At 41.0% G+C, this 12,576-nt stretch carries 11 protein-coding genes; 6 read left to right on the top strand and 5 right to left on the bottom strand.

Features of this window, described 5'->3' with window-relative positions; translation table 11 throughout:
• The first annotated feature begins 137 nt into the window (after positions 1 to 137).
• Positions 138 to 743, top strand: coding sequence for a short chain dehydrogenase (locus MTN96_RS23820; RefSeq protein ID WP_064385849.1), 606 nt, complete (start codon positions 138 to 140; stop codon positions 741 to 743).
• 103 nt (positions 744 to 846) lie between these two features.
• Positions 847 to 1,017, top strand: a complete 171-nt coding sequence (locus tag MTN96_RS23815; protein WP_157683944.1) for a hypothetical protein — start codon at positions 847 to 849, stop codon at positions 1,015 to 1,017.
• 1 nt (position 1,018) lies between these two features.
• Here the strand turns inward: MTN96_RS23815 and MTN96_RS23810 are convergent, their stop codons facing one another.
• The 5 genes from MTN96_RS23810 to MTN96_RS23790 all read right to left on the bottom strand — a co-directional run bounded on the left by MTN96_RS23810 (position 1,019) and on the right by MTN96_RS23790 (position 7,268).
• The gene (locus MTN96_RS23810) at positions 1,019 to 1,675 is read right to left on the bottom strand and encodes a class I SAM-dependent methyltransferase (protein WP_024033000.1); all 657 of its coding nucleotides are present in this window, start codon (positions 1,673 to 1,675) and stop codon (positions 1,019 to 1,021) included.
• A gap of 12 nt (positions 1,676 to 1,687) precedes the next feature.
• The gene (locus MTN96_RS23805) at positions 1,688 to 5,338 is read right to left on the bottom strand and encodes an SbcC/MukB-like Walker B domain-containing protein (protein WP_248532892.1); all 3,651 of its coding nucleotides are present in this window, start codon (positions 5,336 to 5,338) and stop codon (positions 1,688 to 1,690) included.
• Positions 5,335 to 6,582, bottom strand: a complete 1,248-nt coding sequence (locus MTN96_RS23800) for an exonuclease SbcCD subunit D C-terminal domain-containing protein (protein WP_248532891.1) — start codon at positions 6,580 to 6,582, stop codon at positions 5,335 to 5,337. The genes MTN96_RS23805 and MTN96_RS23800 overlap by 4 nt, the downstream gene beginning before the upstream one ends.
• A gap of 77 nt (positions 6,583 to 6,659) precedes the next feature.
• The gene (locus tag MTN96_RS23795) at positions 6,660 to 6,896 is read right to left on the bottom strand and encodes a hypothetical protein (RefSeq protein ID WP_004588266.1); all 237 of its coding nucleotides are present in this window, start codon (positions 6,894 to 6,896) and stop codon (positions 6,660 to 6,662) included.
• 135 nt (positions 6,897 to 7,031) lie between these two features.
• Entirely contained in the window at positions 7,032 to 7,268 is a 237-nt protein-coding gene (locus MTN96_RS23790) for a hypothetical protein (RefSeq protein ID WP_004588265.1), read from the bottom strand.
• A 382-nt stretch (positions 7,269 to 7,650) separates the two neighbouring features.
• On the opposite strand from MTN96_RS23790, the gene MTN96_RS23785 reads away from it, so the two are divergent.
• The 4 genes from MTN96_RS23785 (at position 7,651) to MTN96_RS23770 (ending at position 12,356) form a co-directional block, all read left to right on the top strand.
• A complete protein-coding gene (locus tag MTN96_RS23785) occupies positions 7,651 to 10,086 on the top strand; it encodes a M1 family metallopeptidase (protein WP_248532890.1) in 2,436 nt (811 codons plus the stop codon).
• Positions 10,086 to 10,577, top strand: coding sequence for a DUF6702 family protein (locus MTN96_RS23780; RefSeq protein ID WP_004588263.1), 492 nt, complete (start codon positions 10,086 to 10,088; stop codon positions 10,575 to 10,577). Before MTN96_RS23785 ends, MTN96_RS23780 begins: the two co-directional genes overlap by 1 nt.
• Positions 10,578 to 10,834: 257 nt before the next feature.
• Positions 10,835 to 11,452, top strand: coding sequence for an HAD family hydrolase (locus MTN96_RS23775; protein ID WP_004588262.1), 618 nt, complete (start codon positions 10,835 to 10,837; stop codon positions 11,450 to 11,452).
• A 178-nt stretch (positions 11,453 to 11,630) separates the two neighbouring features.
• A complete protein-coding gene (locus tag MTN96_RS23770; protein WP_024032996.1) occupies positions 11,631 to 12,356 on the top strand; it encodes a YebC/PmpR family DNA-binding transcriptional regulator in 726 nt (241 codons plus the stop codon).
• The last annotated feature ends 220 nt before the right edge of the window (positions 12,357 to 12,576 follow it).

Genomic DNA, 12,576 nt, shown 5'->3' with positions numbered 1-12,576 from the left:
CCTTTGTTGTTTTAGCATTATTAACGTATCACATTACCATTTATTTTTGTATCACTTACATGAAGTGGTTGTTTCTAATTGTCGAGCTACCCCCTTACTATGCCCCTACACACTAAATTGGATAATTGGAGCAAACAATGAAAACAGTAATTTTAATCGGTGCACTGGGCAAAATGGGTCAAGCGGCATTGACCGGTTTATCTAAGCATAAAGTAATTACAGCGGGTCGCTCGGGCGATGTAGATCATATTGTTGATATTACGAGTGAAGCGTCAATTACTGCTTTGTACGAAAAAGTAGGCCACTTTGATGCCCTAGTAAATACAGTGGGTTTATGCGAATACGAAACCTTTGCTGATATGAGTGAAGAGCAGTGGATGACAACCATTATGAGCAAAATGATGGGGCAAATTAACCTTGTACGTATTGGTCAAAAGTACATTGCAGATGAGGGCTCATTTACGCTCATTAGCGGTATTTTAAACGTTAAACCGATTCCTTTTGCGATTGCCGATGCAACAACAAGCGGCGCAATTGATACATTTGCAAAATGCGTATCACTGGAAATGCCACGTGGCACGCGTATTAATGTGGTTAACCCTACTGTGCTTGAAGAAGCGTGGGACGTATATGGCGAAATGATGCCAGGTTTTCAACCCGTACCAAGCAAGCTTGTAGGTAAAGCGTTTGAGCGCTCGGTTGATGGCTTTATTACTGGCGAAGTTATTTTTGTAGATGCATAACTACCCGCCATATTGGTGAGTGACGTGGCAAATTAAACAAATAAGCGCTCTGCATTAACAGTAACTGCAAAGCGCTTAAATACAGATTTTAATAGGTGATGAAATGAAAAAATTAATACCCGTATTTGCGATATTATTGGCCGCAGGCTGTGCCAGTGTAGCACCAAGCTCGCAATATGTTAGCGAGCCAGGTGCCGATTCTAATAAAGAATGTAAAACCATACCGCGCCATAAACATACGGTTAAATGGTGCAGGCCGCATCCTTCAAGATAAGTTAAACAACGTATCCGCTAAAACCAAGCGCTTTAAAATAAAGCTTAGGAATACCGTATTTGCATTCATTAAGTAACTCGCTAAAGCGCATTCTATCAAGTGGGTAAAATTCACTGTCTAAGTTTTGAGCTGTGTAGGCTTGCCCTGCATCACTTAAGCCTAAATCGGCACACACAGTAATTTGTGCTTCGCGCTCAAAGTCGGTTTCGGGTTTCATTAAATCGCTAATAAATAAGTTTGCGCCTTTATTTAAATTAGCTTTAATATTTTTTAATAGCTGCTTTTTGCTGCCGTCGTCTTTTAAAAAGTGCATTACGAGTAGGCATAGCGCCGCATCGGCCTTAGTAGATAGCTTATCAAGCTCGCCTTCAATAACATTAACGCGCTTTGCTATGCCGTGCTCTTCAAACGCTTGTTTAGCAATTGCGAGCATATCACTAGAGGTATCTTGTGCGGTAAATTGCCAAGTAGGGTTAAGCGCGGCAAGGGCGAGTATTTCTTTGCCTGTGCCTGCGCCCACGACTAAAATATGTGCGTTATCTTTAAGGGTTGCTTTAAGTTGAGCATTAGTAAGTTGGTGCAATAGCTCATAACCAGGGACTAAACGGGTAATGCGGTCGTTGTAATGCGTTGCTTGCTCGCCTGTGAATGTTGGCATTTTTTAACTCCTTTATAAGACTTCAACAGTGGAGTATCCACCACTTTTTTTACTTACATGTACTTGCGTGGCTACGCGTTCACTCATTTCACTCACATGCGATATAACCCCTACTTTACGGCCTTGTGCTTGTAATGAGTCGAGTGCGTCCATAGCAACGCTGAGTGTTTCGCTATCTAACGTACCAAACCCTTCGTCAATAAACAAAGAGTTGATTTGCACTTTGTTTGAAGAAAGCGATGCAAGCCCTAATGCCAGTGCTAGTGATACTAAAAATGATTCACCACCAGAGAGCGTATTAACCGAGCGTTGTTCGTCGGCCATATCGCGGTCAATAATGGCTATATCGAGCGATTGCGCAATGGCAGTGAGCTCGTAGCGTTTATTGAGGGTTTTTAAATGGCTATTAGCATAATGCAGCAATATTTTAAGGGTTTGTGTTTGCGCTAAATTACGCATGGTTTTACCGGTTGCATCCCCTAATACTTTATTAAGCACGTGCCACTGCTCTACCTGCTTTTTAAGGGTAGCAAGTTCAGCGTGTTTGCCTTTAAGTGCTTTGGCGTTTTGATTGTGTTGCTCAAGCGCGGTATTAGTGCCAAGCAAACTATTTTGTAGCTCAGTTTGTTTATTGGCTAAGGACGTTTCTTGTTCTGCTAATTGGCTTTCGCTTTTTTCGGGCTTGTTAGTATTTTGGTGATCTGTTTGCGCCTTTTGCTGTTGCTTAAGCGCTGCATTTGCGTCTGTAAGTGCTGCTAAACGCTGCTCAAACTGCATTAATTGCTCTTTTATTTGCTCACTAGTCAGAGTTAGTAAAATAGCGATCTGTTCGTGATTTGCCTCGCTATATTGCGCTTTAAAGTCGCTAAACCAGTCATTGTAGCGCTCTTCAAGTGTACTTTGCTCTTGAATTTGCTCTGCCAAGCGCTGCTCAATGTTTTTGAGTGTTATAGCGTGCTCATCGCGTTTTTTAATTGCGCTGTCGTGGGCTTGTTGGCTTGTATGTAATGCCTTTTGGCATTGCTCAAGCTGCGTATTAAGTTTTGCTTGGTAATCATCAGCACTTAGTGGCTCGTTGTTAAATAAAGCAAGGCGCTCTGTGCGCGTGGTGTTTTGCAGTTGTTGCGCTTTGGCTAAATCGTCGTTTAAAACTTTAAGCGCTTGCTCGCTTTTAGCTATTAACGGTGTGAGTTGCTGTAATTGCTGATTAGCGCTGTCTATTTGTTTTTGACTTTGTTCAAGCTGAACTTGTGTTTGCTGGTATTGCTCAACCTGCTGGCTTAAATCGCTCATATTAAGCGTGTTGTTTTGCAATTGCTGCCAAAAGTCACTGTGCTCAAACTGTGCATTAAGGGTGCTGGTAAGCTCGTTAACTTGCGTATTTAACTCTGCATGTTTAGTGTTTATTTGGCCAAGCTTATTGGTTAATTCAACATGCTGATTATGCAATTGCTGCTGTGTATGTTGCTCGGCTTTTAAGTTATTTATTAGCTGATTTACTTTTTCTTGCAGGGCTGTTTGCTGTTTTTGCGATTCAAAATAGTGCGACTTTTGAGTGCTGAGCTGGGCGTATGTTTCATCAAGCTGCTGTGCTGTTAAGTCGTTAAGCTCTGTACGTGCCCCTTGCATTGTTGTTTTAATTTCTAGCTGCTTTGCCTGTGCGTTTTGTATGGCTTGGCTGTATTGGGCGTGCTCAGTGACAAGTACAGCATGTTGAGTTTGGTGCTGGTGCAGCTTAGCTTGGGCGCTATCGTGTTGCTGCTTAGCTTGGTTATAACTTGTTTCAAAATCGGCTATTAGGTTATTTAATTGCGGGTTTTGGCTGCTTGCATACGGGTGCTCTTTTGCCCCGCACACTACACATGGCTCGTTAGGGGTAAGCTGCGTGCGTAAATGCTCTACGTTTTCGCTGGCACGCAGGCGAGCTTGGTTTAATGCGTATTCACTGTGTTTAAGTGCTTGCTCGCACGAGGCTAAGCTTTGTTGCAATGCTGTTTGCGTTTGCTCACTGTGTACAAGCTTGGCCGCAACCGCCGTTTGTTGTTGTGTGCTGTGTTTTATTTCTTGATTAAACTGCTGGTAGCGCAAACGCTGATCTTTTAAATATTCAATATTTTTAAGTTTGCTATCGCATTGTTCAATATTAAATTGGCGTTGTTGCTCACTTAGCTGGTTAAGATCTTTTTGTTGATGCGCAAGTTGTTGCTCTTGCAACTCTACTTTTTTAGTTTGTTCAGCCAACAGTGCCGCTTGTTTAGTTTGCTCTTCTAACAGCTGTTGGTTTTGCGAAGCGGTTGCCTTTATTTGCTCATTGGCACTTAAATACGTATTAAAGCTGTGTTGGTAATAATTCCAATCATTAGCTAATGGTTTAAGCTGCGAGTGCTCGTTTAGCCACGTTTGATGCCCAGTGCTGAGTTTGTTTTCCTCATCAAGTGCATGTTGGCTTTGCGTGTACTGCGTTTGTAATTCGCTAAGTTGCTGCTGCTCTTTTTCGCTTTGCTGAGTCAGGCTTGTAATAGTTTGTGCGTGTATAGCAAGTTGGCTGTCGAGCTCGCGGGCTTTTGCAATAATTGGCTCTGCCGTTTGCTTTTGCTCTTGCGCTGTTTTTAACTCGCTTTGCTTTGTTGTAAGTGTTGCGGCCTGCTCTTTTATAAGCGCAGCATGGTCAATCGCTTTTAAATCGCTTATTTGCGTACTAAGTGCTTTGTTTTGCGCCGTTAAGTACTCATGACGTTTGCGGTTGTCTTTTATTTCAAGGGCGCTTTGTGCTTGTTTAGCTTGCTCACTTTGCTTTGCTATTGCATCAAGCTGTTGTTGCGCGTGTTGTTGCTGCTCTACTGCGTGTTCTAGTGTCTGCGATAAGCTAGCTGCTTGTTTATACCAATTTAAGTCTTGCTCTGTTGCTGCATGCGTTTTTTTAGTTTGCTCAATTTTTTTAAGTAACTCATCGCGCAGGGTTTTTTTAGCACTTAATTCGTCATCGCTCAACAAGGTGTAGCTTGCAAGGCTTGCATTAAGTAATTCATATTGATCTTTTAGCGCTTTATTACGCTCAAAAATACGTTTACCTATTAAGCTAAATTTATCGGTGCCGGTTAAACACTCTAAAAGTTGTGCGCGTTCATCGCCTGTGGCTTTTAAAAAGGCTGCAAACTCGTGCTGTGCTAATAATACCGCACGGGAAAACTGCTCAAAGCTTAGCCCTATTTTGTTTTCTACTTCTTTTATGGTTTGGCTTTTATCGGCTATTAGGGTTTCATCGGGCAAGGTTAGTAACGTATGCTCAGCTACTTTTAACTTGCCTGTTGCTTTTTTGTGGGTGCGGGTAATAACGTAGCGTGCGCGGTATAATTGTTTGTCTTGGCCAACAAAATCAACTTCAGCAAAGCCTTCCCATTTGCCTCTGCGCAGTAAGTTACGCGCATCGTTTAGCTTTATGCTGTCGCCGTTAAAATCAATTAAGTTGCCTTTATCGCCTTTTAAGCGTGCTGTTTTAGTATAAAGCGCTAAACAAATAGCATCTAAAAAGGTGCTTTTACCTGCGCCTGTGTCGCCGGTTATAGCAAACAAGCCCGCATCTTTTAGTGGAGCTTGAGTAAAGTCGATTTCGGCATCGACTATTGAGGCTAAATTATGAATACGAACTGCGGTTATTTTCATAGTTGCTCTTGCTCCGTCAGCTCACTTATTACATCGTTTAACAGTGTTTTTAGCTCATCTGGTACAGCTTGGCCGGCCATATCTTTGTCGTTTGCAAAGGCTTGTTCTAATAAGTTTAATGGGTTGAGCATTTCAATTTCGCTTAAATCTTCAAATACGGCGCTGTTATCGCTTGATGTGGTTTGTTCTCGTACCCGCTCAATGCCGCAAAATTTTACGTGTTTACCCTCAAGTGCTTGCTCTATTTGTTCTCTAAAGGTGGTGTCGGTATCACTTGATTTAAGTTTTACGCGTAAATAAGGGGCAATAGTATGTTGTGATGTATCGAGCGCTTTAATTTGCTCGCATAAGTCGCTTAATGGCACACACTCCCCTTTTGGTAAGATAATCACTTCAGCAGAGCGAGGAATGTAAAGGGGGTTTACAGATGTGCTAATACTTTGTTTTTCATCACTTTTAAATTCTACTATATTAACTTGGTGCGTGTAATTACGCTCTGAAAACGACATAGGAATAGGCGTACCGCTGTAACGAATAACGTCTTTTTTAGCGACTTGCTGCGCTTTGTGTAAATGCCCCAGTGCTACGTAGTCTGCCTTGTTACCAAATACATTGGCCGAAATAGACTCCTCCCCACCAATCACTAAATTACGTTCTGAGTCACTTGAAATATCACCGCCTTTGGCATGTAAGTGCCCCATTACAATTAACGGCGAGTTTTGCCCGTTAATGCTATAAGCGTGATCAAGGGCAAGCTTATAGGCTTTTTCAACGCCTTGTGCGTAACTAGGGCCGTTTTTAGTATGACTAAGTGAGCTTATGTCGCTGGTACGTAAAAAAGGCATAGCGACGATTACAGCGTGTTTATTTTGCGTATTTATTTCAATCACGGTATTGGCTGGGTCGGTTACTTCAAAGCGCCCCACTACATGGGTGTCAAACTGAGCAAGTAAGGGCTGCGCCGCTAATATACGATTTGCTGAGTCGTGGTTGCCGGCAATAATAACAACATGCAATTGCGGGCAACGCTTTTTAGCATCTTTTATAAATTGGTAGAGTTGGTTTTCGGCGCTGGCACTGGGTGTGGCTGTATGATAAATGTCGCCTGCAACTAAAAGTAAATCTATGTGTTGCTCTACTAGGGTGCTAAGTAGCCAAGTAAAAAATGCAGCGTGCTCATCACGGCGGTCATGTTCATAAAATTGTTGGCCTAGGTGCCAATCTGAGGTGTGGAGAACTTTCATATCGCGCTCTTAAAAAACCATAAGAGCGCCAATATACCCAAGGCAAGTAAAGATGCAAGCCTCGGGAGGGCTTTAGTTTAGGTAAAACTATATATAGCAATAATAATGACAGGAAGCGCTAACAAAGCCATACCTAGCGGCATTTTTAAACTTTTAGTTTGCTTTGCTTGCAATGCTTTTATGGCATTTGTTTCGTTACAGGCGGCTACTTTATCAATATAAAAATAACCTGAGTCTAGATACTGCTTACAACTTTGCTGATTTGCTGGAATGGCTATTAGCTCTTGTTGTTTTTTTAGGATATAAAAATCCATACACCCACCACATTGCTTACTGGTAATAAGTACATATTTGAGAATAATTGTAACGATTTTATTATGCTCAAATAAAAAAAGTGGGCGATTTTAAATATAAAATGCACTAAATATCAACCTAAAATTTCACTATTTTTAATTTATCGTATAAATAGTTAATATTAGTGAGATCACGGCAATATTTGCGCCAATTATTAGCCACTTTTTACTGTGTTTTTGTTCAGTAGATAGGCGTTTTAGTGCATCTTGCTTATTGCATGCCGACACCACATTAACATACGAATATTGGTTTGATTCGTAGCGCTCTAGTAAGTCTTTATCAGCAGGGATAGCTTCGAGCTGATGATCTTTTTTTACAATGTAAAATTTCATATCGGGCTCCTTTAGTTTAAATATGCTGCTTAATTTGTATTGAACCTGAGCGCATTAAAACCGTGTAAACACTGCTAACGCTATAAATTTAAGCTCAACTTGAACAACATATTTTTGCACCTTAATTTAATCCTAAGCTAATGGCATGAATTAGGCCTGAACCCTTATAAATACTGTGTTTGTACCTTAATTAATACACATCAACTAGCTGTAAAGTGTAAACCCCCTTTACAGTTTTAAAAGTGGCTTAATTTACTGATTCAAAAACCATGTTAAAACAACGTGAATATTACCGTGTTTAATGGGCGGTTGGTCGCTAATTAATTGAACAAAAATAGTAACTTTGTCAAAGTACGCTCACAAAATTCCACTAGGACTCATAATGAAAAAAACAGTTCTTACGCTAAGCGCGTTTGTGTTGCCTTTGGCAATGTCGAGCGCTGTGTTAGCGTCATCCGTTGAGCAAACTAAAGGCTCATTCGTTGATAAGTTTCGCCAGTTAGACGAAGCGCTTCCTACCCCAAATGTTTATCGTAGTGCCGCCGGTGAGCCTGGCGAAAAATACTGGCAGCAACGTGTTAATTACGACATAGATGTAAAGCTTGATGAAAAAAAGCGCCGCTTAACAGCAAGCCAAAGCATTGAGTATAAAAATAACTCGCCGCATACACTTAAATATTTGTGGTTACAGTTAGATCAAAATATTTTTAAAAGCGACTCAATTGCCGAAACCACAAAAACGTTTAAAAGCACGCTAAATAGTTTACCTGCGCAAAAGCCGGCTAAATTAAGTTTAGGTGAGCTACGTCGTCAACAATTTATGAGCGACAACGAGTTAGGCTATACAATTAGCAATGTAAAAGATGACAATGGCGATGAACTGCGCGTAACTGTTGTTGATACGCTAATGCGTATAGATTTAAACGAGCCGCTAAAACCAGGCAAAGAAGCTGAGTTTAGTATGAACTTTGCTTTTAACATTGTTGAAGAAGATGCCGTAGGTGCGCGTTCTGGTTACGAGCACTTTGAAGAAGATGGCAACGATATATTTTTACTTGCGCAGTGGTTTCCGCGTTTAGCTGCTTACACCGATTACGAAGCATGGACAAACAAGCCGTTTTTAGGCCGTGGTGAGTTTACGCTTGAGTTTGGTGATTACGATGTAGAAATTACTGTACCTGCTGATCATATTGTATCGGCAACAGGTAAGTTAGATAACGCAAGCAAAGTGCTTACTCGCATGCAGCGTAACCGCTTAGAAAAAGCTGAAACAGCAAAACGCCCTGTATTTATTGTTACTGAAGAAGAAGCGTTAGAAAACGAAAAACAAGGTACCGATAAAACAAAAACATGGCACTTTAAAGCAGAAAATGTGCGTGACTTTGCGTGGGCGTCGTCGCGTAAATTTATGTGGGATGCAAAGGGCTATCAGCAAGGTGGCGATGAACAACCTTTAGTGATGGCTATGTCGTTTTACCCTAAAGAGGGTGGCGATTTATGGAAAAAGTATTCAACTGAATCTGTAGTACATACGATGGAAGTGTACTCTCGCTATTCATTTGACTACCCATACCCTGTAGCGCAATCGGTAAATGGCCCTGTAGGTGGTATGGAATACCCAATGATCACTTTTAATGGCCCACGTACAGAGCTGCAAGATGATGGCTCACGCACTTATTCTCAAGCTGAAAAACGCTTTTTAATTGGTGTGGTTATTCATGAAGTTGGCCATATTTACTTCCCTATGATTGTAAACTCTGATGAGCGCCAATGGACCTGGATGGATGAAGGTTTAAATAGCTTTTTAGATGGCGTTGCAGGGCGTGAATGGGACCCAACTATACCGTGGGGTGTTGAGCCGCGCGATATTGTAAGCTACATGAAATCGCAAAACCAAGTACCTATTATGACGCAGTCAGACAGCGTACTTCGTTTAGGCCCTAATGCTTATACTAAACCAGCTGCGGCACTTAATATATTACGTGAAGTTATTTTAGGCCGTGACTTATTCGATTTTGCGTTTAAAGAGTACGCACAGCGCTGGAAATACAAGCGCCCTACTCCAGCAGATTTTTTCCGTACCATGGAAGAAGCCTCGGGTGTTGATTTAGATTGGTTTTGGCGCGGCTGGTTTTACAGCACCGACCATGTAGATATCTCGTTAGATAAAGTGTATCAATTACGTTTAGATACTAAAAACCCTGATATTGACTTTAAACGCTTACGCGATATAGAAGCAGACAAACCAACATCACTATTTGTTAAGCGCAACCGTGAAGAAGGTAAGCAAACTTGGGTTGAAAAAAATCCAGATATTACCGACTTTTACGATGAAAACGACCGCTTTACTGTTACTAATAAAGAACGTAACGCGTACAACAAGTTTTTAAAAGGCTTAGAGCCGTGGGAGCGTAAAACGCTAGATCGCGCGCTTGAAGAAGATAAAAACTACTATGTTATGGAGTTTTCAAATCTAGGTGGCTTGGTAATGCCTATTTTATTAGAGCTAACTTATGAAGATGGCACAACCGAAGAGCGTTACATTCCGGCTGAAATTTGGCGCCGTAATCACAAAAATGTACAAAAGCTTATTGTTACAGATAAAAATAAGCCATTGGTATCGGTGAGCGTTGACCCTCGCTGGGAAACAGCTGATGTAGATGTTGAGAACAACAACTACCCTCGTCGTATTATTCCTTCACGTATTGAAGTGTATAAAAAGAAAAAGAGTAAAGCGAAAGTAAGTCGAGATATTATGCAAGACATTAAAACTGAGCTTAAAAAAGACGAGAAAAAAGATGGTGAGGAGCAACAATAATGCGCTTTTTGCTTATTATTGTTTGCCTTTTAGTTGCTGCGCCAAGTATGGCGCATCAACTAAAGTCATCGGTTACTACGGTGCTTTTTAATAAACGCACTAACAATATTGAGCTTATGCATCGCTTTTATTTACATGATACTGAGCATGCTGTAGCGCATTTATTTAACGGAAAAGCCGATATCATTAGCAACAAGGCCGACCAACAACGTTTTGTAGAGTATGTTGAGTCGCATGTTGCGCTGCAAACCTTAAAGGGTAAGCCATTAACGCTTAGCCAAGTCGGTGCGCAAATTGATGGAAAGTTTTTTTGGGTGTATCAAGAAGCTCCTATCCCAAAAGGGATTGAAGGCATAAAAATGAGTAACGGCGCACTGCGTGACTTATGGCCTTCTCAAGTAAATATGGTAAACGTAGAAGGTAAAGGCAAGATTAAAACCCTTCACTTTACCCAAAACGATACCTGGCTCGAGGCTAAGTTCGAGCAATAAGTACTTCCCCAACCTACGCGCACTGCAGTTTATGTGCGCGTATTCTCCTTTTGTTTATGCTGTGTTCATTTTTGATCTGTTATTACTAGCTGTTCGTAGAATTTTAGTAATTAATTGGTGTTTATAAGGCTAAGTAATAGATAAGTGAATACTTTTCTAATAATTTGTTTGATAAACATTTGCTAAATTATTCTCATGAAGTAGAGTCATTATGTGTACACATGTTGTATTGATTTTTACCCCATTCAAGGAATGATATGAAAGCTCAAGTAGAGGCTATTCAAGGAGTTATATTTGATTTAGATGGCACTTTAGTATCGTCTGAGTTAGATTTCTCTCTTATAAAAGCACAAATAGGTTGCCCATGCGAGCAAGACCTACTTGATTATATTGCCCAGCTTCCATCGCCCTACATGCGTGAAGAAGCGATGAATATAGTGCATCAGCACGAGCTGCAAGACGCTCAGTTTGCCACTATATTGCCAGGCGTAACCGAAGCCGTTAACGCCCTTAAAGTTAAAAATATTCCTATGGCTATTGTTACCCGCAATTTTGATAAAGCGGCAGCAATAAAGCTACAAAATAACCCGCTACCTATCGAAACGGTATTAACCCGTAGCGATGCCCCAGCCAAACCCGATCCCAGTGCCTTAAATGCAATTGCCACGCTTTGGAATATAAACGCCAGCAACTTGTTATACGTAGGGGATTTTTTATACGACATTCAAGCAGCACATAATGCAAATATGCGCGCTTGTTTGTACGCGCCAAACGCGGTGCCTATTTATGCCGACCAAGCTGATTACGTTTTACGTGAATTTACAGAGTTAGTTACTTTAGTCGAAAGTTACTCACAAAAAGTGGAGTTATGTTAAATAGCGCATAACTTTTATTGTTGCGTAATTACTCCTGTATTATTTGCATAGGCTCGGCCTTATTTATTTAGCAAATAGGTTGTTTTAAATTCAGTTTGTAAAGTTCAACAGACCCTAGCCCAATAGGGTTTGAATTGGTAAAATATGGCAAAATTAACGTATTGATTAGAGGCACAAGATGGGCAGAGCATTTGAAGTCCGTAAGAGCTCGATGGCTAAGACAGCCAACGCAAAAACTAAAGTTAACTCAAAGTACGGTAAAGAAATTTATGTTGCCGCTAAAAATGGCGAACCAGACCCCGATGTCAATCAATCACTGCGTCGTCTAATAGAAAAAGCAAAAAAAGACCAGGTTCCTGCTCACGTAATAGAAAAAGCAATTGAAAAAGCAGCCGGTGGGGCAGGGGAAGATTATTCTCCCGCACGTTACGAAGGCTATGGCCCAGGTAACTGCATGGTTATTGTTGATTGCTTAACCGACAACCCAAACCGTACAATTAAAGATGTACGTTTACCGTTTACCAAAACAGATTCAAAAATTGGTACACCGGGCTGTGTTGCACATATGTTCGATCACCTTGCCGTACTTGGTTTTGCCGGTGACGATGACGAAGTGGTCCTTGAAGCACTAATGATGGCCGACGTTGATGTAACCGACGTTGAAGTTGAAAATGGTAAAGTGTCGGTATTTGCACCCCATACTGAGTACTATAAAGCGAAAACAGCGCTTGAGGAAAACTTTGAAGGGATTAACTTTGAAGTTGATGAAATTACGTTTGTTCCGCAAGTGCATGTAGAAATTGAAGATGAAGAAGTTATTGCTAATTTTGACAAGTTCATCAATATGCTTGAAGACTGTGATGACGTTCAAAACGTGTATCACAATGCAATAATTAAAAATTAATTTAGCGCTAGGTACAGTGAGCACTAAATAAATAACGGTACTAGGGCGTGTTGACCTTTGGCGCTTGAATTTGCAGCAGTATGTTTGGTTTTTAGGCAAGGCAGAGCCTATGAAGTGTGGTTATTCCCCATAAATAGGCGATAACGTAGTATAAATGCCAAACATACGCTGCCCTTTTGGTTTCTGCCTAGGTTGAACAAATTTCAATCTGCAAAGATTA

Source organism: Pseudoalteromonas sp. 2CM28B (genome assembly GCF_023161935.1).
Note: the sequence above shows the minus strand (reverse complement) of the source record. Positions and strands in the feature narration are given on the sequence as shown.

What these genes read in the sequence shown, in the direction of transcription:
- MTN96_RS23775 (WP_004588262.1), top strand. Translation starts at nt 10,835, where the DNA reads ATGAAAGCTCAAGTAGAGGCTATTCAAGGAGTTATATTTGATTTAGAT.
- MTN96_RS23795 (WP_004588266.1), bottom strand. Translation starts at nt 6,896, where the DNA reads ATGGATTTTTATATCCTAAAAAAACAACAAGAGCTAATAGCCATTCCA.
- MTN96_RS23810 (WP_024033000.1), bottom strand. Translation starts at nt 1,675, where the DNA reads ATGCCAACATTCACAGGCGAGCAAGCAACGCATTACAACGACCGCATT.
- MTN96_RS23785 (WP_248532890.1), top strand. Translation starts at nt 7,651, where the DNA reads ATGAAAAAAACAGTTCTTACGCTAAGCGCGTTTGTGTTGCCTTTGGCA.
- MTN96_RS23805 (WP_248532892.1), bottom strand. Translation starts at nt 5,338, where the DNA reads ATGAAAATAACCGCAGTTCGTATTCATAATTTAGCCTCAATAGTCGAT.
- MTN96_RS23820 (WP_064385849.1), top strand. Translation starts at nt 138, where the DNA reads ATGAAAACAGTAATTTTAATCGGTGCACTGGGCAAAATGGGTCAAGCG.
- MTN96_RS23800 (WP_248532891.1), bottom strand. Translation starts at nt 6,582, where the DNA reads ATGAAAGTTCTCCACACCTCAGATTGGCACCTAGGCCAACAATTTTAT.
- MTN96_RS23780 (WP_004588263.1), top strand. Translation starts at nt 10,086, where the DNA reads ATGCGCTTTTTGCTTATTATTGTTTGCCTTTTAGTTGCTGCGCCAAGT.
- MTN96_RS23790 (WP_004588265.1), bottom strand. Translation starts at nt 7,268, where the DNA reads ATGAAATTTTACATTGTAAAAAAAGATCATCAGCTCGAAGCTATCCCT.
- MTN96_RS23815 (WP_157683944.1), top strand. Translation starts at nt 847, where the DNA reads ATGAAAAAATTAATACCCGTATTTGCGATATTATTGGCCGCAGGCTGT.
- MTN96_RS23770 (WP_024032996.1), top strand. Translation starts at nt 11,631, where the DNA reads ATGGGCAGAGCATTTGAAGTCCGTAAGAGCTCGATGGCTAAGACAGCC.